Below are 20,538 nucleotides of genomic sequence, written 5' to 3' on the forward strand. Positions count from 1 at the left end.
GATGATCGTCAGTCACGGCGAGCGAGGAGGACGAGAAGGAGTGCGATCAGCAGGATCTGTGCGACTTTGTCGACGGCTTCGGCTGCCGAGAGGTCGGCGAGTGCAGTGGGTTCGTTGACGACGTACCAGAGGACGATCTGTCCGGCGGTGAAGGGAATGCCCAGCAGGTAGACGAGTCGTCGCCGGTAGTTCCGGATGACGAGCGCGATACCGAGGAGAAAGCCGGCGGTCGCGCCGAGAAACGCGACGCCCATCCAGTGGGGAAGAAACGAAACGCCGAGCACGAGGTGGACGAACGCGCTGACGGCTGCGAGGGCGATTGCCAGCCAGTGGGTCAGCGAGAGGGAACCGACAGAGCGAGCCACGATATGAACCTCTCAACGAGTGGGTAAAAACAGCTTTCGCCGAACTGGAGTGTGGGATGTGGGGGGGAATATGGAGTGTGCGCGTGTGGGTTATGAAATGTGGAGTATGAGCGGTGAGGTGTGCGCGCGTAGGGAGTGAGATCTTGCAGGAGAGACGAAAGAAACCAGTGTACCTCTCAAATCTTGTTCGCAGGCGGAATCGTGCGCTCGTCCGGCGCCGTCGTGGTGCCAGCGTGCAACAGCACGCGGACGAACGCGCCGATACCGAGCGACCCAGCCAGAGCGACGACGAGCACGGTGAGTGGGAGCGAAAACCCAGCGAGGCTACAGAGGAGGCTCCCCGCAAGAATTCCAGAACCGAGTCCATCGCGACCGACTCGTGCTGCGAGCGTGCGTCCGACGGCGACGAATCCGAGTGCGACGAGCGGAAGGAGAACCGTTATACCGATCATAACGAGCGGGAGGCCGAAGAACGTCCCGACGCCGCGCCCGATTAGCACGTAGCCCGTGCTCGTCAGTCCACTGGCGACAAGGAGACCCGGGAGGCCAATACAGAGCGAGATGATCGGGCTCCGGCGTGCGGTCCGCACCGTGCGAGCGCTGTACCCCTGAAGCAGTCCGAGAACGACGAGGCCGAGCAGCAGCGTCGCCGCGAACTGTACGCCGACGCGGCCGAGCGGCTCGAGTGCGTGGTACGCTTCGAGCGCCCCGCTCGCGGCGAGGTTCTCGAGTACCTCGTACCCGGTGGCTCCGTTTCCAGTATATAATTCTGCTGGCCGCATAACGCAATAGACGCGAGGGTGGACACATAGTGTTTCTGATTAGTCACCGGATTCGAACGGAATCGGTAGGGCACCAGCGCCGTGTGACTGTGTCACCCGCCATCGCGCTTCGAGACGCGTCCTGCAGTTAGTTCGACGGGTTTAAGTTCGGCATGGCACTTCTCTTAACAGAGACAGGCGTAGCCTGTTTCACTGACCCGTAGGAGCACTCCTGCGTACTACGGAGGTGAACGATGGCAGATTCGGATATCGAAACCGCAGTGGCTCGCGCACTCGAGGACGCACCCGATCGGAACTTCACCGAGACGGTCGACCTTGCGATTAACTTGCGCGACCTTGACCTGAACGAACCGTCGAATCGTGTTGACGAGTCCGTCGTCCTCCCGTCCGGCACCGGACAGGAGACGCGCATCGTCGTCATTGCCGAAGGAGAGACTGGAGTCCGCGCCGAAGAGGCGGCGGACGAGGTCCTTTCGGTTGACGATGTCGCAGATCTGGACGATGACGACGCCAAAGATATGGCGGACGAGACGGACTTCTTCATCGCCGAAGAGGCGATGATGCAAGATATCGCCCGGCACCTGGGTACCATTCTCGGTCCCCGCGGGAAAATGCCGGACCCGCTCTCGCCCGACGACGACGTCGTCGAGACCGTCAACAGACTCAAGAATACCGTGCAGCTTCGCTCCGGCGACCGACGAACGTTCCACACGCTCGTCGGCTCCGAAGCAATGGATGCAGAAGACGTCGCCGACAACATCGACGTCATCCTGCGACGCCTGCACGCTGACCTCGAGAAGGGCCCCCAGAACATCGACGCCGTCTTCGTAAAGACGACGATGGGCCCATCCGTGGAGGTGGCCTAAGATGAGCGCACAGGCAGACCGCAAGACCGAGAACCTTCCACAGTGGAAGCAAGAGGAAGTCGACGAACTCGCGGAACTCATCGAGAGCTACGAGAGCGTCGGCATCGTCGGCATCGCCGGCATTCCCTCGAAGCAGCTGCAGGACATGCGGCGTGACCTGCACGGCACCGCCGAACTGCGTGTCAGCCGCAACACACTGCAGGTTCGTGCGCTCGAGTCCGCCGGCCTCGGCGATCTCGTCGACGAGATCGGTGGCCAGGTTGGACTGATCGGCACGAACGACAACCCGTTCGCACTCTACAAGGAGCTCGAGGCCTCGAAGACGCCCGCCCCGATCAACGAGGGCGAGGTTGCCCCGAACGACATCGTCATCCCCGAGGGTGACACCGGTGTCGATCCGGGGCCGTTCGTCGGCGAACTCCAGAGTATCGGCGCGAACGCACGCATCGAGGACGGTTCGATCCAGGTTATGGAGGACTCGACGGTCCTTTCGGCCGGCGAGGAAGTCTCTGCGGACCTGGCGAACGTGCTCAACGAACTCGGCATCGAGCCCAAGGAAGTCGGGCTCGACCTTCGCGCAGTCGTCGCCGAGGGCGTGCTCTTCGACCCAGAGGACCTCGACATCGACATCGAGGCCTACGAGAGCGACGTGCAGACGGCCGCCGCTCGCGCTCGGAACCTCTCGCTCAACGCACCGTTCCCGACCGCGACGACGGCACCGACGCTCATCGCCAAGGCCACGGGCGAGGCCAAGAGCCTCGGCCTGCAGGCCGCCATCGAGGACGAAGAACTCATGCCCGACCTCGTCTCCAAGGCCGACGCACAGCTGCGTGCGCTCGCAGCCCAGATCGACGACGAGGAGGCCCTGCCCGAGGAACTGCAGGGTGTCGAGGCGCCCGCTGCTGAAGCGGCCGCCGACGAGGGCGAAGACGAATCGGAAGCCGACCAGGACGCAGAGTCCGACGCTGACGACGACACCAACGACGATGACGAAGACGACGGTGACGGCGCAGAAGGACTCGGCGCAATGTTCGGCTAACTAACACTACTGGAGGATACAACAATGGAATACGTTTACGCTGCACTCATCCTGAACGAATCGGACGAAGAGATCAACGAAGACAACCTCACCGACGTGCTCGACGCCGCTGGCGTCGACGTCGAAGAGTCCCGTGTCAAGGCGCTCGTCGCCGCACTCGAGGACGTCGACATCGACGACGCCGTCTCCGAGGCCGCAGCCGTCCCAGCCGCCGGTGCCGCCGCAGGCGGCGCTGCCGCAGCTGACGAGGCTGCTGACGAGGGTGGCGACGAGGAAGAGACCAGCGACGTCCCGGACACGACGGACGAGGACGACGACGAGGACGACGAGGCAGACGGCGAAGGCCTCGGCGAACTCTTCGGCTAAATCCTGAGTCGCTTCGCAACTCGCGCACGCGAGTTCGACACCGACGACACAGCCAATTTTGCTTTCTTCGACGCTCACCACCGATAGGTACTTCTCTATTGCCCGTGCCAACGCATTCGTGACAACCGCCGTGTACTTCGACCTCGACGGAACGCTCTGTACGTACGACGAGTCGTTCGAGTCGCTGTTTCGGCAGACTGTCTCCCCCTACGACATACCGACTGCCACGGCATACGACGGCTACGTCGAACACCTGTTAGACGCACTCGATCGCTGCGAGCCCGACCCGTACCGCCGCGCGTTTGAGACCATCGTGACGAAACACGATTTCGGGGCCAACGTGACGCCGGCCACACTCGCCGCCGACCACTGCGAGCGCGAAATCGACGCGACAGTTACGATAGCCGGCGCGACGCAGGTACTCGAGTCCGTCGCCGCCACGAACCCGACTGGCATCATCACCAACGGCGACGGCGACCAGCAGCGCGCGAAACTCGAGTGCCACGGACTCGACGAGCGGGTCGACGAGGTGCTCGTCTCGAACGAACTGGGGGTTCGAAAGCCCGACCAGGAACTGTTCGCGACCGCGAAAGCACGCCTGCCGGCGGACGACTACGTCTACGTCGGCGACAGCTACGAGGAGGACATCGTCGGGGCCCGCGACGCCGGTTTCCAGACGGTGTACGTCACCGGTGCCGACGACTCCGATGTCGAAGAGCCCGCTGCTGCGGACGCCGTCGTCGAGGCGGTCGGCGAGTTACGTGACCCCGGTTCAGTTCCGGGCTCGCTTCCGAGAGTACTCGAGGATGTGTTCGGATCGTAATCGGATCGTAATCGGATCGTGGTGGGTACCCGTCGACGTGAGAGTCTTGCCGGACCTCGTCGCCAGAGCCGACGAGCGAAATCCTCCCTACGGGCGCGAGTTTAAATCCGAAGCCGCAGCCAGATGGAGGGATGGCCGTTGCCCCGGTCGAGTTCGTCACCGATCCAACGCTGACCCTCCAGTTGCTGGCCTGGACGCTAGCTGGTGCGTCGCTAGGGAGTCTGAGCGGGCTTGTACCCGGCCTCCACGCGAACAACTTCGCGCTCTTGCTCGCCGGCATCGCGGCGTCGGTCCCCGGCCCGCCGCTGTTCGTCGGCTGTGCGATGCTCGCCGCGGGCGTCGTCCATACCTTTCTCAACGCCGTGCCAGCGATGGCACTCGGCGTTCCCGATGCAGAAATGGCAGTCACTGCGCTACCGGGCCACCGGCTGGTGCTTGATGGCCGAGGCTACGAGGCGATCCGGCTCTCGGCGCTGGGCAGCATCCTCGCGGTACTCGTCGCTGTTCCACTCGCAATACCCGTGACCAGCGCCGTGACGGCAGTGTATCCGACGCTTCGATCGAATCTGCCACTCGTGCTGGCGATGGTCGTCGTCGCGCTCGTCGCCTCCGAGTACACGTGGCGCGCCCGATTCGGTGGGCTGCTCTCCTTCTCGCTCGCGGCCGCGCTCGGTGTGCTGACGCTCGACCTCTCGCCGGACGCGCCACTCGAGGCCGGCGGGATGCTCGCGCCGCTGTTCGCCGGCCTGTTCGGTGCACCCGTGTTGATCGACGCGATTTTCGGGTCAGGAATCCCGCCACAGCGCGATGGGACGATCGAACTCCCGCGCTGGCTCGTGGGTGCGACAGCACTCGCCGGCGCGCTTGCGGGCGCGGTCGTCGGCTACATTCCGGGGATTTCGGCCGCGATTGCAGCCGTTGCGGTGCTCGTACTGGTCCCGGGAAATGCCGGCGACCGCGGCTACATCGTCGCGACGAGCGGCGTCGATACGGCGAATACGATTTTCGCGCTGTTCGCGCTCGTCGCGATCGGCCAACCCAGAACCGGCGTGATGGTCGCCTTCGAAAACGTGAACGCGCCGCTCGAACTTCCGATCCTGCTCGGTGCCGTGCTCCTCGCGGGCGTCTGCGGATTCGTCCTCGTGATCGTCGTCGGCGAACGCTACCTCGAACTCGTCGGCCGCGTGGCGTACTGGAAGATTTCGACCGCCGTGCTGGGGCTGTTGCTCGTCCTCTCGTACCTGTTCACCGGCCCGCTCGGTATCGTCGTCTTCGTCGTCGCCACCGCAATCGGCATGGTGCCGGTCCGCCTGCGGGCACGACGAGTCCACCTGATGGGCGTGCTGATCGGCCCGCTGATCGTCGGGATCTGAACTGCATTGGGAACTCGAGTTACCGGTCGCTCGGCGAGTGTTCGCGTGCCGCCTGAACGACTTGCTCAACGTGATCCACCGAAACCGGGTTCGTCGTTTCACCATCCTCCTTGAGCGCCGTCCCGGCGATAGCGCCGTCAGCACCGGCAGCAACGCAGTCACCGACCGTGTCTGCGGTGACGCCGCTGCCGACGAACACCGGTGCCTGAAGGTCGTGAGCTGAAAGCTCAGCGGCAACGCGCTCGACGTCCTCGAGTGCAGTCTCGCTTCCCGTTCCGCTCCCGGAGACGATCACGCCGTCCGCCTTCCCGCGCTCGACCGTTTCGAGTGCGGCCTGCTCAATGGACGCCTCGCCGACTGGCGTGGCGTGCTTGACGTGCACGTCCGCGAGAATCCCCACGTCGGGTGCGATCCGCTCTCGGAGGCGGACCGTCTCGTGGGCCCGGCCCTCGAGTACCCCCTGATCCGTCGCGGCCGTGCCGACGTGGACGTTGGTACGGATGAAGTCGGCGTCGACGGCGGCTGCGATCGAGAGCGCCGCTTCGGCGTCGTTTCTGAGGACGTTGATCCCGAGCGGGACGTCGACGGCGTCTGCGACGGTGCTGGCGATGGCGGTCATATCGGCGACGACGTGGGGCGGAACGGTCTCGGGGTAGAACGGTGCGTCGCCGAAGTTCTCGAGCATGATCGCGTCGATGCCACCGGACTCGAGTCGAGTTGCATCCGTTCGCGCCCGCTCGTCGAGAGCGTCGCGGTCGCCCCCGAATCCGGGCGCACCGGGGAGCGCAGGGAGGTGAACCATGCCGATGAGCGGCCGTTCGTGGTCGAACCTGTCGAGGAGCGAGTCCTGCTGTGCTGTGGTCATACGTGGTGTGAGGGCGAGCGGCGGTAAGTGCGGTTCCATCGATCTGGCCCGCGTGCTGTCGCCATCTCACCCCACCGTGCGCCATGCCGACGTACTCGCAAATCGGCAAACACGTCGCCGTCCACGGGCGTTTTTGCCTCGCCGTCACTAGTCCGCCTGATGGCAGACACCGACCTGTTCTCGCCGCTCACGCTGCGGGACCTCGAGATTCCGAACCGGATCGCCGTCTCGCCGATGTGCCAGTACTCCTGTGACACCGACGGCCTGCCGACCGAGTGGCACCGCGTCCACCTCGGCAGTCGCGCCGTCGGCGGTGCCGGCATCGTCATGACCGAGGCTACCGCTGTCGAACCACGCGGGCGAATCACGCCCCACGACCTCGGCATCTGGACCAACGAACAAGCAAGTGCACTCGAGTCGATCACCGAATTCATCCGCGACCAGGGCTCGGTACCGGCGATCCAGTTGGCCCACGCTGGTCACAAGGCGAGCAAGCGAAAGCCCTGGGAGGGGAACGACCCGATTGCGCCCGAGGAGGGCGGCTGGGAGGTTCTCTCGCCGTCGCCCGAGGCGTATCCGCCGTTCGACGGCGAGCGCCCGGAGATGCGAAAGGCGACGGTGGATGACATTCAGGATGTTGTCGACGCCTACCGTGCCGCGGCCGAACGATCGCTTTCGGCCGGCTTCGAAATCGCGGAGATTCACGCGGCCCACGGCTACCTGCTTCACGAGTTCCTCTCGCCGGTGACGAACCAGCGCGAGGACGACTACGGCGGGAGCTTCGAGAACCGGACGCGGTTCGTCCGCGAGGTGACGGCAGCCGTTCGTGAAGTCTGGCCCGACGACAAACCAGTCTTCGTTCGCATTTCGGGTACTGACTGGCTGGACGACGAGCCCGAATCGTGGAATGTCGAACAGTCCGCACGGCTTGCAGCCGACCTCGCCGAAATCGGTGCCGACCTGATCGACGTCAGCTCCGGCGGGCTCCACCCCGACCAGAACGTTGTTGGTGGGCCGAACTTCCAGGTGCCGCTGGCCGAGCGTGTGGACGACGGTGCGGATATTGCTGTGGGTGCCGTCGGTGGTATCACCGAACCCGAACAGGCCGACGCACTCGTACGAAACGACCGCGCGGACCTCGTACTCGTCGGCCGTGAGTTCCTGTGCGACCCGTACTTCGGGCTGCGCGCTGCGGACGAACTCGCGGGTGAGGAGGCCCCCGCAGAGTGGCCGATTCAGTACCGGCGAGCGGTTCAATGAGTGACCGGTCCGGCGAGCAGAAATAGAGGGAAAAGCGAACTTATTCGTGCGAATATGTTCGCCACACTCCCACCTGTTGGGAACAACAACCGCTTTTCAACCCCTGCGAGTGCCAAGCGAGGAGTGACGACAACGATGACCGACCAAACCCACACTCGACGAACTGTCTTGCAGGCTGCAGGCGCGACATCCGTCGTCGCCCTCGCTGCCGGTTGTCTGAGCGACGATGAGGAGGAGAACGGTACCGGAAACGGCGGTGGAAACGGCGAGGAAGACGACGACATCGACCCATCGGAGTGGGAAGACGTCGACACGATCGAACTCGACGGCGCGACCGGCGGCTGGGAAGGCGTCGCGCCCGACATGATCGCCGGCGAGCAGAACCCGACGATCGTCCTCTTCGAGGGCCAAGAGTACGACTTCACCTGGTACAACCAGGACAGTGGTACCCACAACATCGAGATCTGGGACGAAGACGAAGAGATCGTCGACGACTACGCAACGGACCAGGTCAACGACGACGAGCAGACACTTTCCGGCGTCGTTGCCTCCGAGGAGATGGCCTACTACCGCTGTGAGCCACACGGTCAGATGCAGGGCGAGATTCAGATCGAAAACGAGTAACCCTAACCGGCAGCGTCGAGTCGACTCGCGGCAGCGGCCCCGTTTCGACCGGCAACGAACGAACTCCACTGATCAAATCACATTCGCCACCCCATAGCACCTCACCGGTCCGTCGAGCACACACCGTTACCAGAGGGCACCCCACCAGATCGCTCACACCGGGCCGTTACAGACGCTCTCCGAACCCGAACCGTCCGGATACGCCATCGAGGAGAACACCCCCTGCACCTGTCCCAACCCCGTTCTCACACGGCCCCCTCTCGACGGACCGCTTCGGCCCACCCATTTTGTCGCCCTGTCGAAGTACTCTCTCGCGACGACACCCTTCGCAGAACACTGAATTCGTCCACAGTAGCACGGATATCCCGCGATAACCGCATTCACGGACTCCATCTCAGTTCAGTTCCGACCTACGCCGCCGACCACTTGATCGAACAGCCACGAGAGGGCTGCCACTCGAGTGCCACCTCCTCTCCTGCAAGCACTGATTCGATGGCCTCCCGGATGTGGAACCGGCTTGGCTCCTCGTCGGGGTTGAGCGCGTCGTCGAGGCGGCCCTGATAGGCGAGGATGAACTCACTATCCTCACGTCGGAACAGGAACGGGTCCGGCGTACAGGCCGCGCCGTAGGCCTCAGCGACGTCCTGTGACTCATCCCGAAGATAGGCGTCGTACTGTATCGTCCCGTCGTCGACGAGGTCCTGCATTCGCTCGAACGAATCGTCCGGATACTCCTCGGCGTCGTTGGGGTTGATCCCGACGACAGCAACGTCGTCATACTCGGCGGCCAAGTCGTTCAGCAGGTCGAATTTCGCCTTCGCGTACGGGCAATGATTACAGGTGAAAACCAACAGCAGTGCCTCGTTGTCGGCGAACGACTCGAGTGTGTGGGTCTCGCCGTCGGTGCCCTCGAGTTCGAACGCCGGTGCCGCGTCACCTGCCGCAAGCTCGGTTTCGGATTCTTTGGCCATACGAACCGTTTTGTGGAGTGTCATCATATAGCTCTCGCTCCCGGAACCGGTTTTGAGGCACGGAGGGCGACGACAGAAAGGGAATCGAGGGACGATTCGAACGTCACGACAGTTCGACGAGCGAGTGTCACACGACGACCTACATATTTGTACCAGCCGACGCATCGATGTGGTATGAAGACACTCGAGGTCACCGACGAGCAGTACGAGTTCATCCAGCGCCTGCGCGAAGAAATTTCGAAAGACGTCGTCGGCCGCTACGGCTTCGTCCGCGAACAGGACGCCCTCCAGTTCCTGCTCGACAACATCGACGACGAGGTCGCGAACGCAATCGATCTCGAGGCCGAGTTCTCCGCGACCGACGATGTCGCGGCCTCCGTCGGCGCGGCGATCGAGGGCGAGGCAGATCCGCACGCACTCGAGGAGATCACCTACGACGAAGCCGGCGATGTGGACGGCGCGACGGACGAGGCGGCGAGCGATTCAGGCGCTGGGTCGAACCTGGATGAGTCAGCGGGCGACTCGTCCGACAAGGCGGACGATGAAGGCGCTAGCGATGAGGACAGTGACGGTGGTGACGAAGCCGGCGACAGCGACGATGACGACACCGACACCACTAGCGGCGAGGCCGACGACGACGACATGCTCGACGAGATGATGAGTCTCCTCGAAACCCACGACGACAAGTGGGAGGAATCCTCCTCGGCGGACTACCGATACACCGTTACTCTCCCCGACGGTTCGACCGAAGACGTCCAGACCAAAGACGACGTGCGCGCGCTGCTGTTCAAAAATTACCGCTAGCGCCCGTCTCTCCCACGCCACCATTTGTCACGAAAAACAACAAAGAACAACGTTTTTACACGCGGTCGCGCTTCGCAGAGATATGAGCGAACGCGAGGTGCTCGAGTTGCTTCGTGAGAACGCGCGCTATTCGACGGCCGACATCGCGCGAATGACCGACCTCGAGGAAGACGAGGTCGCCGCCGCGATCGACGATCTCGAGGCGGCGGGCGTAGTACAGGGCTACCAGGCCGTCGTCGACTGGGACGAACTCGAGGAGGAACGCGTGCGCGCCGAGGTCGAGTTGAACGTCCGACTCGATCGCGAAACCGGCTACGACGACATTGCAGAGCGCCTCGCCCGATTTCCAGAGGTCACAGCCTTTCGACTGGTCAGCGGCGACTACGACTTCGACATGGAAGTCGAGGGCGACTCGATTCGCGAAGTATCGCAGTTCATCAGCGAGAAGGTCGCACCGGTGCCGGAGATCACGCAGACGGTCACTCACTACGTGATGACCTCCTACAAGGAGAACGGTATCGAGTTCGGCGACGGCGAGGAAGACGACCGCCTCTCGTTTTCGCCCTAGGTGATCTGATCGATGCCACTCGACCTCTCAGACCGCGTGCAGACGGTCCCGCCGTCCGGTATCAGACGCTTCTTCGAAATCGCAGAGGAGCGCGACGACGTCATCTCGCTCGGCGTCGGCGAACCCGACTTCGCGACACCGTGGGCGGCCCGTGACGCCGCCATCGCCTCCCTCGAGGCCGGAAAGACCTCCTACACGGCGAATCGGGGCAAACGCGAACTCCGTGAGCGGATCGCCGACTACGTCGCAGACGGCTTCGCCCTGGAATACGATCCTGCGGACGAAATTATCGTCACCGCGGGTGCGAGCGAAGCCGTCGACCTGGCCTTTCGCACGCTCGTCGATCCCGGCGATACCGTCGCGATCGCCCAGCCGTCGTACATCTCCTACGAACCCGGTGTCATCTTCGCCGGCGGCGAGGTACTCTCCGTTCCGACCAGCAAGGCGGACGAGTTCACACTCACCGTCGAGGCACTCGAGTCGGCCGGCGCGGACGAGACCGATTTGCTCGTCCTCTGTTATCCTAACAACCCGACCGGCGCAGTGATGAGCGAGGCTGAACTCGAGCCGATCGCTGAGTTCGCTCGCGAACACGACCTGACGGTGCTCTCGGACGAGATTTACGCCGAACTGACGTACGATGGTGAGCACACCTCGATCGCGACACTCGAGGGGATGCGCGAGCGAACCATCGTCTTCAACGGCTTCTCGAAGGCCCACGCGATGACCGGGCTCCGACTCGGCTACGCGCTCGGCCCTGCGAAGGCGATCAACGCGATGAACAAGATCCACCAGTACACGATGCTCTCAGCGCCGACGACGGCCCAGCACGCGGCAATCGAGGCGCTCGACTCGTGTGACGAGGAGGTGCGCGAAATGGTGGCCCAGTACGACCGCCGTCGACAGTTCGTCCTCTCGCGATTCCGCGAAATCGGGCTGGATGTCTTCGAGGCCAAGGGCGCGTTCTACTGCTTCCCCGAGGTTCCCGACGGCTGGACCGCAGAGGAGTTCGCGGAGGGCGTGCTGCGCGAGGAAGGCGTCGCGGTCGTCCCCGGCGATGTCTTCGGTGCGGGCGGCGAGGGTCACCTCCGTGTATCCTACGCGACTGGACTGACCGATCTCCGCGAGGCACTCGACCGGATCGAGACGTTCGTCGAGGAGCACGTCTGAGTCGAGACCACAGTTCAGGAACGTTCTTTTCCTCACCCCGACTTTCGCCCCGTATGGTCGATTATCGCCCGCTTCGCGACGGCGAAGCCTTTCACGAGTTCCGGCAGTACGCGTTCGGGCCTTCTACCGGCATCGAACCGTACGATCCGGACGAACACGAGACGCCGCGGGATCGTCGCGGTGGCCGCCGTGCAATCTACGAACACGAGTCCGACGACGATGCCAATCCACGCAGTGTCTGCCGCCACTACTGGCTCGAAACACACGTCCGCGGGGACACCCATCCGACCGCCGGCCTCGCCTCCGTCGCGACACCACCCGAATTCCGCCGACAGGGCTACGTCCGCGACCTCCTCGCCCACTCGCTCGAGGAGTACCGCGAGCGAAACTACCACTTTTCCGTCCTGTGGCCCTTCTCCTACGGCTTCTACAACACCTACGGCTGGGACACGAGCAACCGGCTCGCCCGCCACGCGTTCGACCCCGACCTGCTCTCGTTCGCGAGCGCAGCCCTCGACGCGAGTGCTGCCACCTACTCGTATCAGCCACTCGAGTCCGATGCGTTCGCGCGACTCCAATCAGTCTACGAAACCCACACCGAGCGGTACGCGCTCGCGATCGATCGCGGCGAGTGGTGGTGGCGGCATCGGATTTTCGAGGGCCACGACGTAGACCCGTACGTCTACGCCGCAGAGCGCGACGGCGACACGGTTGGCTACCTCGTCTACGGCTTCGACAGCCACGGCGACAGTGAACTCGGCGAACGGACGATGGTCGTCTCCGAACTGGTCGGCGAGGATCACGAGGCGTTCCTGGCGCTGCTCGCGTTCTGTCATCGTCACGCCTCGCAGGTCGAGGAGGTGGTACTCGAGTTACCCCCCGAAGCGCCGTTCCGGGAGGCGGTTCACGCGCCGGACGAGGTCGAGACGACAGTCGAGAACGGGCCAATGGTTCGAGTGGTCGACGTTGCGGAGACGCTCTCGACGCTGTCCTACCCACAGGGTGTGGAGACGACGCGCTCGCTGTCGGTGACGGATCCGCTCGCCGACTGGAACAGTGGGACGTTCGAGCTCTCGGTTCGCGATGGAAGTGCTGCGTGTGAACGTGTTCAGGACGCAGGCGACGAGCGCGATTCTACTGCCGACGCCCGCCTCGGCATTGCCGCACTCTCCCAACTCGTCGTCGGCGCTCGCAGTTCCTCCGCACTTGCGCGAACGAATCGACTCGAGGCGGCAGACGAGGTCGTCTCGGAACTCAACCGGCTCTTTCCGGAGACCGGTGTCTACTTCGGCGACCACTTCTGAAGAAAGGCAGACGCTGAGTCCTTCCTCAGCGACACCGATGACTCACCGCCCACCCCCGCCGCTCACCGGTCGCCGGTCGCCCCGATCCGGTACCGGAGTTCGACCAGTCCGGTTTCGCGCGGCGTCGTCTCGAGTAACTCGAGTGCGTGGCGTGTCCCAGTTCCGTCGTCCCCGAACAGCGAGATGCCGCTGCCGAGCAGGATGGGAGCCAGCGTCAGTCGGAGTTCGTCGATGCAGTTCGCGCGCAGTAGCGACTGTGCGGTGGTTGCGCCGCCGACGAGCCAGATGTGGTCATGCTGCCGTTTCAGTCGGTCGACGAGTGCGGCTGGCTCGTCGTCAACCAGTTCTACGGCGTCGGTCGCCAGGGGTAACTCGCGGCTCGTGAGGACGTACGTTGGCCGGTCTTCGTAGGGCCACGCGCCGAAGCCGAGCAGCTGCTCGTACGTCGTCGATCCCATCACGAGGCAGTCGATGGTCGCGAAGAACACGTCGTAGCCGTCGTCTTTGGGCCCGTTATCGTCACTGGGTTCGCCGTCTGCGGACCCATCGGCTCCCGTGTCCGCGATCTCCTCAAGCCACGAGACGCCGCCGTCGTTGGTCGCGATGAAGCCGTCCACGCTGGCGGCGATGTAGAGGATGCAGTCAGCCATGTACTATGTCCTGCGATGAATTGCTAGGCACCCGTGATGAGACGCCCGCTCAGACCACGTTCCGCTCCGTGCGCTCGGCGATCGTTCCGCTGGCGTCGTCCTCATCGAAGCGGGTACTCGAGAGCGCCTCGATATCGAGCAGCGAGGGCTCGCCCTCGAGCGCCAGTTCGGCGACGAGTTGACCGAGTGCGGGCGCGTGCTGGAAGCCGTGGCCGGAGAAGCCAGCGGCCGTGATGAAACCTGGGATCGTCTCCTCGACGATCGCGTTATCGTCGGGCGTGACGGCGTACAGACCGGCCCAGCCGCGCTTGATCGCGGACTCGGGGCCGAAGTAGCTGGTCCAGTCGGCGGCGGCCTCGAGCGCGTCGATCGCCCACTCGAAGTCCATCGAACGGGTGTAGCCGTCGGGGTCGCGGGCGGGGTCCGTCTCGGCGAAGTGGCCGCCGACGAGTGCATCGCCGTTGCGCTCGGGGCGGAAGTACGAGCCACGATCGAGATCGATGGTGAGCGGGTCCGTCTCCGGCACCGGCGTCTCCGGCTCGGCGATGGCGATCTGGCGACGCTTCGGCGTAATCGGCAAGACGACGTTCGCCATCGCGGCGGCCTCGCGCGCCCACGGGCCGGCGGCGTTGACGACGGCGTCGGCATCGAGCCGTTCGTCGGGCGTTTCGACGCCCGTCACGCGCGGTTCGCCACTCGAATCGTCTCGGAGCACGTCGACGACGGGCGTCTTCGTTCGTACGTCGGCCCCTGCCTCTGCAGCGGCCTGCGAGTACGCCTGCAGCGCGAGATGGGGGTCGGCGAAGCCGTCGGTCGGCGAGTACGTTGCGGCGACGAATGTGTCTGCGTCGATACCCGGACAGTGCTCACGTGCCGCTTCGGGACTCAGAATCTCGCTCGGCACGCCGCAGTCGTTCTGCATCGCAACGGTGTCCTCGAAGGCGGCTGCGGTCTCCTCGCTGCGCGCGAGAAAGAGGTAGCCGTTCTTCCGGTAGTCAATATCTGTCCCGAAGCGCTCGTCGAACTCGTCCCAGACACGCATGCTCTCGCGTGAGAGCTCGACGTTGATCGGCGTCGAGAACTGCGCGCGGATGCCGCCGGCCGCGCGCTCCGTGCTTCCAGAACCGATCGACCCCTTCTCGCAGACAGTCACGTCAGCGCCGCGCTCCGCCAGTTCGTAGGCGCTCGCGAGGCCGACGATCCCTCCACCGATGACGACGACGTTCATGTGGTGTCCAAACACACCACGACGAATAAGGATTCGCTCGCTCGGCTGGCACTACAGCGAGTCCGATCGGAACCGTTCTGGACCCACCCGCTCTCGATGCTCGTGATCCAACTCGCCCGCAACTGCGTCGGCAACGAGGTCGGCCACCGCCGGCGCGAGCGTAATCCCGAGTCCCGTCAGCCCGCAGGCGACGACGAACCCCGACACCTTCGTTTCGCCGACGATCGGCCGCCCGTCCGGCGTCACCGTGCGGTAGCCGACCCACTCCTCGGTGATTGTCGCGTCGTCGTATCCGGAGACGAGACTGGCGACACCGGGTGCCTCGCTCCGGAACGAATCGGGGAGGTCGCGCTCGTCTAACTCGAGTACACTTCCCGCAGTGTACCCGGTGTTGAACTCGCCGACGACGGCGCGGGTCGGTGCTTTCGAGCCGTCTGCAGCGCCGGGTCTGACGTAGCGTTTGGATTCGAGGATGGTGAACGGTGTCGCCTTGGGGTTGGAGTTTGTGTTGGGCTGGGTGGAATCGACGTGCAGGGACGCAGCGGCGGGGCACTCGAGTTCGGCCATCGGGCCGACGGTGTGAGCGAGTGGGAGGGAGACGCCGACCGTGTTGTTCAGCTGTGGTGCCCAGGGACCGGCGGCGTTGATGACGGTATCAGCGTCGATCCGGCCGGTGTCGGTCTCGACAGCACGAACAGCTCCGTTTCGTGTTCGAATGGCAGTGACCTCGACACCGGTTCGAACGTCGACACCGGCGTCTCGGGCACAGTCTGCGAACCAGGAAGACACGGCGGCCGGATTGCACCGCAGGTCCGCGGTGGTGTGCAGTCCACCGACGAACCTGCTTGGGTCTCTGCCGTCGTCGAAATCCGTCGCGCCGTCGAACTCCGTGGGGTCGATACCGTACTCGGCGAGTTCGTCGGGCGCTCGAAACGCAGCATCGACACCGTGTTCGGCGAGCGTCACCGCGGAGCGCTCGAGGCGTTCGGCGTAGGCCGGCGTTTCGGCGAGGTAGAGCGTTCCGATCTGTTCAGCCTCGAGGGCACTCTCTTCGAAGAGTCGCTGGTAGGCCTCCCAGGCGCGGTTCCGGAGCCTCACGTCGAACGACGTCGCCTCGACCGCGGCGCGCATGAGCATTCCCGCGGAGGCAGCCGTCGTCTCAGTCCCGATCTCGCCGCGCTCGATGAGCGTGACATCGTGGCCTGTCTGGCCGAGTCGCGCGGCGGTCGCGGTGCCGATAATGCCGCCGCCGACGATGACGATTTTCATGCGTGAATGTACCACGGCATTTGTGAAACGCGCTTCTATTCCGGCGGACCCGGCGAACGCGTGGAGCGACGGGATGAGCCCGTCCGTCCGACATACACTGAAGTAGTCACCGAACAATGCACCAGTATATCATGGTTCGCGTTCTCTCTGCTGACGACGTGGCGTCGGTCCTCGAAATCGACGACCTTCTGCCGGTCGTCGCCGAGGCGTTCGAAAAGCAATACGCCGGCGCGGTCGAACGACCCGACCGCCCGCACTACCCGATCGGCACCGGCTTCGACGCCGACGCGCCTGAAGAGCCCACCGGCACGGGACTCTGCATGCCCGCCTACATCCACGGCGCGAACTACGCCGCGACGAAACTCGTCGCGGTCTGCGAGGACAATGCCGAGCGCGACCTACCGACGGTCACCGCACAACTCTCGCTGACCGACGCCGAAACCGGCCAACCCGTGGGCTACCTCTCCGCTAACCGGATCACCAGCGCCCGCACCGGCTGCATCGGCGGCCTCGCCGCGCGCGAACTCGCCGCCGACGGCCCCATCAACCTCGGCGTCATCGGTGCCGGCACGCAGGCCCGCTGGCAAACCCGCGCTATCGCCGCCGCGACGGGCGGCGCACTCGAGTCCATCCGCGTCTACTCGCCGAGCGAGTCGCGGGTCGCCTGCGCGAACGACCTCGAGGAGGAGTTAGGCGTTCCCGCAGAGCCAGTCTCGAGTCCTCGCGAGGCGGTGTCGGACGCCTCGGTGGCCGTGACGGGGACGACGAGCACGGAGCCGGTGTTTCCGGGCGAGGAACTCGGGCCGGGGACGCTCGTGATTGCCGTGGGAGCGTACACCCCGGAGATGCGGGAGTTGGACGACGAAACGGTCGAAGGCGCAGATCGGATCATCGGCGACGTACCAGACGAGGCGGCGGAGACAGGCGATTTGCGTGACCATTCGGATCGGGAGATTGTGCCGTTTGGGGCCGTCCTTGCAGGAGAGACTGGCCGACAACACGACGACGAGCGTATCGTCATGAAGAGCGTCGGCTCGGCGGTACTCGATGCTGCGAGTGCGGAGACGGTGTTCGACCGAGCGGTTTCGGATGGGGTTGGAACGACCGTTCCACTCACTGGTGATGCTGAATGAGAGAAAAAGAGCGACGAGAGGGTGAGAGAGGAGAGGGTGAAAGGGTGACGAGCTGGGAAGAGTGGACGGCAGTGATGAGAGAGACGAGAAGGACGAGAGGGATAAGAAGGACAAGAAGAGAGACTGGAAAGAAATGCCTGAGCCAACACGTCTCGGCCTCGGCCGCGACACTGAAATATGGGCTTCGATAAGTACCCCTAGAGTAGTTGGGAATGGGTCGCACGAGTGTCGATTCTCCGGGAAGGGAATCACGGTGGTGGAACTGGACAGCCGGCTCGGGCCGGCTGAACGGATCGGGTGAGCGGTCGTGACGCTTCGCTCCGTTCCGGTCGTCGACCGGATCACGGACGCCTTTTTCGCGCTCGATACGGACTTTCGGTTTACGTACCTCAACGACCGTGCGGAGACGCTGCTCGAGCGATCTCGAGACGACCTCATCGGACGCGTCATGTGGGACGAGTTTCCACAAACCGTCGAGACACAGTTCCCGGACGGCTTTCACCGGGCAATGGAGAAGCAAGTCTCGGTCTCGTTCGACATCTATCACGCCCGACTCGAGACCTGGTTCGAGGCGACGGCCTACCCCTCCGAAACCGGCCTCTCGGTGTACATGCGCGACGTCACCGAGCGCAAGCAACAGGAGCGCGTGCTCGCACAGCACGCCGCCGTCGTCGAGGCGATCTCCGACGCCGTCATCACGCTCAATCGAAACCGCGAGATCGTCTCGGTCAACGAAGCCATGGAGTCGTTCCTCGGCGTCGATCGCGAGGAACTAACCGGCGAACACGTCGAAATCGTTACCGAACTGGCCGCTATTGACGACGAAGACACCGTCGAGATCGGCCGCGCGATCACCGACGTCGACATCGGCACCGCCGACACGCGCCACGTCGAGGTCCCGTTCACCGACGCCCACGGAACGGACCGGATGGGCGAGTTCCGCTTCGTCCCCATCGAGGACAACAACGCAACCGTCGCCGGCATCGTTCGTGACGTCACCGACCAGTACGAGTACGAACGCGTCGCCGCCTCGCTCCACGAGGTCACGCGCTGGCTACTCGAGTCCGACGATCCCGAGGAGGTCTGCTCGATCGCGGTCCACGCCGGCAGCGACCTGCTCGATCTACCGATCAGTGGGATCTGGCTGCTCGACGAGGAACAGGGGTATCTCGATCCCGTTGCGGGAACCGCGGGTGCATACGAGGAGTTCGGCGGGTTACCGCGGTTCAACCCGCCACAGGGGCTCGTCTGGGATGTCTTCGAAACGGGTGAGGTCGAACGGTTCGACGACCTCAGCGAGGTCGACGGGCTGTACAACGACGAGACGCCGCTGCAGTCAGAAGTCATCGCGCCGATCGGTACCCACGGCGTCCTGATGACCGGTTCGCTACAGCCAAACCGATTCGACGAAACCGATGTCGAGTTGCTCTCGACACTGGTGGAGAACACCCGCGCAGCGCTCGACCGCGCCGACCGGGAGCAACTTCTGCGCGAGCGCACGACTGATCTCGAACGCCAAACAGAGCGCCTCGAGGGAATCGCGGAAGTTCTTTCGACCGATCTGAAGCGCCAGCTCGACGCCGTCTCCGAGGCACTCGAGGACGAACGCTCGGGGACAGGTTTCGGAAGCGGAACCCAACACAACACAGGTACCGATAGCACCGACGACGCCTGGCAGTTCCCGCTCGCCGAGGACTCCGTCGAAACGATGCTCGACCGCACAGAGCGGCTCGTCGACGATGTCAGAGAGTTCGCCCGGAACGCGACTGCTGTCGGCACGCGAAACCGTATCCTCCTCGAACAGGCAGTCCACTCGGCAGCAACCGCGTCGCGGCTTGACGCGGATGCGGTGGCACTCGAGGAACCGGCCGTCCTCCGGGCGGACGCCGAGCGTTTTGCCCGACTGCTGGAGACGGCGTTCGACGATATTGCTGATCGATTCGACGAGAGTGAAGCGACGACTGGTGGCAAGGAAGCGAACGCTGATACTACAGGTGATGACCCCACCGTCCGTATCGAACTCCTGGGTGTTTCAAACGACGAACAGCAGACACCCGCCCAGCCACAGGCAGTGATCGGGAACGGATCCGACGACCGCCCGCGTGGGTTCGTTCTTGTCGACACGGCCGCATCGGAGCCGGTCGAGCCGTCGGATCGTGTGTTCGACGCCGATGCAGACGGTGACGATTCCGAGACGGTCGACGGACTTGGGCTCGCACTCGTCCGCGCGATTGCTGACGCACACGACTGGACGCTGTCGATCGAGTCAGCGGAGAACGGAACCCGTATCGAAGTTCGAGACGTGACGACGCTCGAGCCGCTGTAGACGGACACACGGAGAGAACGCGTTATTCGGATTCGTCAGCGTCTGTCGTGGTTGTCTTGTCTGCTTCGTCCGCCTCGCCAGCCGTCGTTGCCTTGTTCGCCTCGATTGCATCCGCGACCACCGTCGAAATCTCCACCCGTGACCCCGCCAGTTGTGCTTCGAGTCGCTCGTACGCCTCGCTGTCAGCGAGCTGTTCCGGCGTCTTCTCGGTGTCGAGCAACGCCTTCTTCTCTGCAAGTGTGAACAACTCCTGGAATTCCTCGTCGTACGTCGCACGCACCTCGAGTCGCTCGACTGCCTGTAGCAACTCGTCCTTTGACACTGGCTTGACAAGATAATCGTCGAACCCCATGCTGACGATGTCGAAATCCGGCTCGACCGCGGTCACCATCGCGACACGACACTCTACCTCGCGCTCTCCGATCGTCTCGAGTACGGTGTCGCCCGAGAGTTCGGGCATCCGCCGATCGAGCAGGACGACGTCGACCGAGTCGTCGATCAGTTCGAGCGCCTCGGAGCCGTTCGAGGCCGTGTGGGTGTCGTACTCGTCGCCGAGCCAGACGGTGTAGAGATTCGCAAGATCGGGTTCATCCTCAACGATCAGGACGGTCGGGGTGTCGGTAGCCATGAAGCGAGATCCTCCAGTGTGTCGTTGGGGAACGACAGGGTTGTCATGGCAGTTGAACTGAGAATATATCAACATACCGGGACCAGATTCGGAACAGGACGGTCCTCGGCGTTGGCGATCCAGT

22 protein-coding genes are annotated in these 20,538 nt (G+C 64.0%); 14 read left to right on the plus strand and 8 right to left on the minus strand.

Features of this window, described 5'->3' with window-relative positions; translation table 11 throughout:
- Positions 1-8 precede the first annotated feature (8 nt).
- Positions 9-365: a DUF7475 family protein gene (locus BBD46_RS07635; RefSeq protein WP_071401134.1), complete on the minus strand. Its 357-nt coding sequence runs from the start codon at positions 363-365 to the stop codon at positions 9-11.
- A 176-nt stretch (positions 366-541) separates the two neighbouring features.
- Positions 542-1,147 carry a hypothetical protein gene (locus BBD46_RS07640; protein ID WP_071401135.1) on the minus strand — a complete coding sequence of 202 codons (606 nt, stop codon included), beginning with the start codon at positions 1,145-1,147 and terminating at the stop codon, positions 542-544.
- A gap of 233 nt (positions 1,148-1,380) precedes the next feature.
- On the opposite strand from BBD46_RS07640, the gene BBD46_RS07645 reads away from it, so the two are divergent.
- The 5 genes from BBD46_RS07645 to BBD46_RS07665 all read left to right on the plus strand — a co-directional run bounded on the left by BBD46_RS07645 (position 1,381) and on the right by BBD46_RS07665 (position 5,614).
- On the plus strand, positions 1,381-2,013 hold the full coding sequence (locus BBD46_RS07645; RefSeq protein ID WP_006167578.1) for a 50S ribosomal protein L1: 633 nt from the start codon (positions 1,381-1,383) through the stop codon (positions 2,011-2,013).
- Between the two features lies 1 nt (position 2,014).
- Entirely contained in the window at positions 2,015-3,052 is a 1,038-nt protein-coding gene (locus BBD46_RS07650) for a 50S ribosomal protein L10 (protein WP_071401136.1), read from the plus strand.
- A 24-nt stretch (positions 3,053-3,076) separates the two neighbouring features.
- A complete protein-coding gene (rpl12p, locus tag BBD46_RS07655; RefSeq protein ID WP_071401137.1) occupies positions 3,077-3,418 on the plus strand; it encodes a 50S ribosomal protein P1 in 342 nt (113 codons plus the stop codon).
- Positions 3,419-3,536: 118 nt separating this feature from the next.
- Positions 3,537-4,241 carry an HAD family hydrolase gene (locus BBD46_RS07660; RefSeq protein WP_071401138.1) on the plus strand — a complete coding sequence of 235 codons (705 nt, stop codon included), beginning with the start codon at positions 3,537-3,539 and terminating at the stop codon, positions 4,239-4,241.
- Positions 4,242-4,372: 131 nt separating this feature from the next.
- Complete coding sequence (locus tag BBD46_RS07665) at positions 4,373-5,614, plus strand: tripartite tricarboxylate transporter permease (RefSeq protein ID WP_071401139.1); 1,242 nt, start codon at positions 4,373-4,375, stop codon at positions 5,612-5,614.
- A 19-nt stretch (positions 5,615-5,633) separates the two neighbouring features.
- Here BBD46_RS07665 and BBD46_RS07670 read toward each other — a convergent pair whose 3' ends face one another.
- Positions 5,634-6,479 carry a BtpA/SgcQ family protein gene (locus BBD46_RS07670; protein ID WP_071401140.1) on the minus strand — a complete coding sequence of 282 codons (846 nt, stop codon included), beginning with the start codon at positions 6,477-6,479 and terminating at the stop codon, positions 5,634-5,636.
- Positions 6,480-6,638: 159 nt separating this feature from the next.
- On the opposite strand from BBD46_RS07670, the gene BBD46_RS07675 reads away from it, so the two are divergent.
- Both BBD46_RS07675 and BBD46_RS07680 read left to right on the plus strand, forming a co-directional pair.
- Positions 6,639-7,739, plus strand: coding sequence for an NADH:flavin oxidoreductase/NADH oxidase (locus BBD46_RS07675; protein WP_071401141.1), 1,101 nt, complete (start codon positions 6,639-6,641; stop codon positions 7,737-7,739).
- A 135-nt stretch (positions 7,740-7,874) separates the two neighbouring features.
- Positions 7,875-8,363, plus strand: a complete 489-nt coding sequence (locus BBD46_RS07680) for a twin-arginine translocation signal domain-containing protein (protein WP_071401218.1) — start codon at positions 7,875-7,877, stop codon at positions 8,361-8,363.
- 410 nt (positions 8,364-8,773) lie between these two features.
- Here the strand turns inward: BBD46_RS07680 and BBD46_RS07685 are convergent, their stop codons facing one another.
- Positions 8,774-9,334 carry a thioredoxin family protein gene (locus tag BBD46_RS07685; RefSeq protein ID WP_071401142.1) on the minus strand — a complete coding sequence of 187 codons (561 nt, stop codon included), beginning with the start codon at positions 9,332-9,334 and terminating at the stop codon, positions 8,774-8,776.
- 174 nt (positions 9,335-9,508) lie between these two features.
- Between BBD46_RS07685 and BBD46_RS07690 the strand changes: the two genes are divergently transcribed.
- The 4 genes from BBD46_RS07690 (at position 9,509) to BBD46_RS07705 (ending at position 13,180) form a co-directional block, all read left to right on the plus strand.
- A complete protein-coding gene (locus tag BBD46_RS07690) occupies positions 9,509-10,138 on the plus strand; it encodes a hypothetical protein (protein WP_071401143.1) in 630 nt (209 codons plus the stop codon).
- An 82-nt stretch (positions 10,139-10,220) separates the two neighbouring features.
- On the plus strand, positions 10,221-10,706 hold the full coding sequence (locus BBD46_RS07695) for an Lrp/AsnC family transcriptional regulator (RefSeq protein ID WP_071401144.1): 486 nt from the start codon (positions 10,221-10,223) through the stop codon (positions 10,704-10,706).
- 12 nt (positions 10,707-10,718) lie between these two features.
- A complete protein-coding gene (locus BBD46_RS07700) occupies positions 10,719-11,876 on the plus strand; it encodes a pyridoxal phosphate-dependent aminotransferase (RefSeq protein ID WP_071401145.1) in 1,158 nt (385 codons plus the stop codon).
- Between the two features lie 53 nt (positions 11,877-11,929).
- The gene (locus BBD46_RS07705) at positions 11,930-13,180 is read left to right on the plus strand and encodes a GNAT family N-acetyltransferase (RefSeq protein ID WP_071401146.1); all 1,251 of its coding nucleotides are present in this window, start codon (positions 11,930-11,932) and stop codon (positions 13,178-13,180) included.
- Positions 13,181-13,242: 62 nt separating this feature from the next.
- On the opposite strand, the gene BBD46_RS07710 is transcribed toward BBD46_RS07705, so the two are convergent.
- From BBD46_RS07710 to BBD46_RS07720, 3 genes are read right to left on the minus strand one after another with little or no spacing between them, the layout of a single operon-like run.
- The gene (locus tag BBD46_RS07710) at positions 13,243-13,830 is read right to left on the minus strand and encodes a dihydrofolate reductase family protein (protein ID WP_071401147.1); all 588 of its coding nucleotides are present in this window, start codon (positions 13,828-13,830) and stop codon (positions 13,243-13,245) included.
- A 49-nt stretch (positions 13,831-13,879) separates the two neighbouring features.
- Complete coding sequence (locus BBD46_RS07715) at positions 13,880-15,058, minus strand: NAD(P)/FAD-dependent oxidoreductase (RefSeq protein WP_071401148.1); 1,179 nt, start codon at positions 15,056-15,058, stop codon at positions 13,880-13,882.
- Positions 15,059-15,109: 51 nt separating this feature from the next.
- Positions 15,110-16,327 carry an NAD(P)/FAD-dependent oxidoreductase gene (locus BBD46_RS07720; RefSeq protein WP_071401149.1) on the minus strand — a complete coding sequence of 406 codons (1,218 nt, stop codon included), beginning with the start codon at positions 16,325-16,327 and terminating at the stop codon, positions 15,110-15,112.
- 131 nt (positions 16,328-16,458) lie between these two features.
- Here BBD46_RS07720 and BBD46_RS07725 point away from each other — a divergent pair, with 131 nt between their 5' ends.
- The 3 genes from BBD46_RS07725 to BBD46_RS07735 all read left to right on the plus strand — a co-directional run bounded on the left by BBD46_RS07725 (position 16,459) and on the right by BBD46_RS07735 (position 19,786).
- Positions 16,459-17,460: an ornithine cyclodeaminase family protein gene (locus BBD46_RS07725; protein ID WP_071401219.1), complete on the plus strand. Its 1,002-nt coding sequence runs from the start codon at positions 16,459-16,461 to the stop codon at positions 17,458-17,460.
- 61 nt (positions 17,461-17,521) lie between these two features.
- Positions 17,522-17,761 (plus strand): hypothetical protein, encoded by a 240-nt coding sequence (locus BBD46_RS07730; protein ID WP_071401150.1) that lies wholly within the window; start codon positions 17,522-17,524, stop codon positions 17,759-17,761.
- A 6-nt stretch (positions 17,762-17,767) separates the two neighbouring features.
- The gene (locus BBD46_RS07735) at positions 17,768-19,786 is read left to right on the plus strand and encodes a PAS domain-containing protein (RefSeq protein ID WP_071401151.1); all 2,019 of its coding nucleotides are present in this window, start codon (positions 17,768-17,770) and stop codon (positions 19,784-19,786) included.
- 22 nt (positions 19,787-19,808) lie between these two features.
- Here the strand turns inward: BBD46_RS07735 and BBD46_RS07740 are convergent, their stop codons facing one another.
- The gene (locus BBD46_RS07740; RefSeq protein WP_071401152.1) at positions 19,809-20,414 is read right to left on the minus strand and encodes a response regulator; all 606 of its coding nucleotides are present in this window, start codon (positions 20,412-20,414) and stop codon (positions 19,809-19,811) included.
- Positions 20,415-20,538: the final 124 nt, after the last annotated feature.

The organism is Natrialba sp. SSL1 (assembly GCF_001861355.1).
Lineage (GTDB): Archaea > Halobacteriota > Halobacteria > Halobacteriales > Natrialbaceae > Natrialba.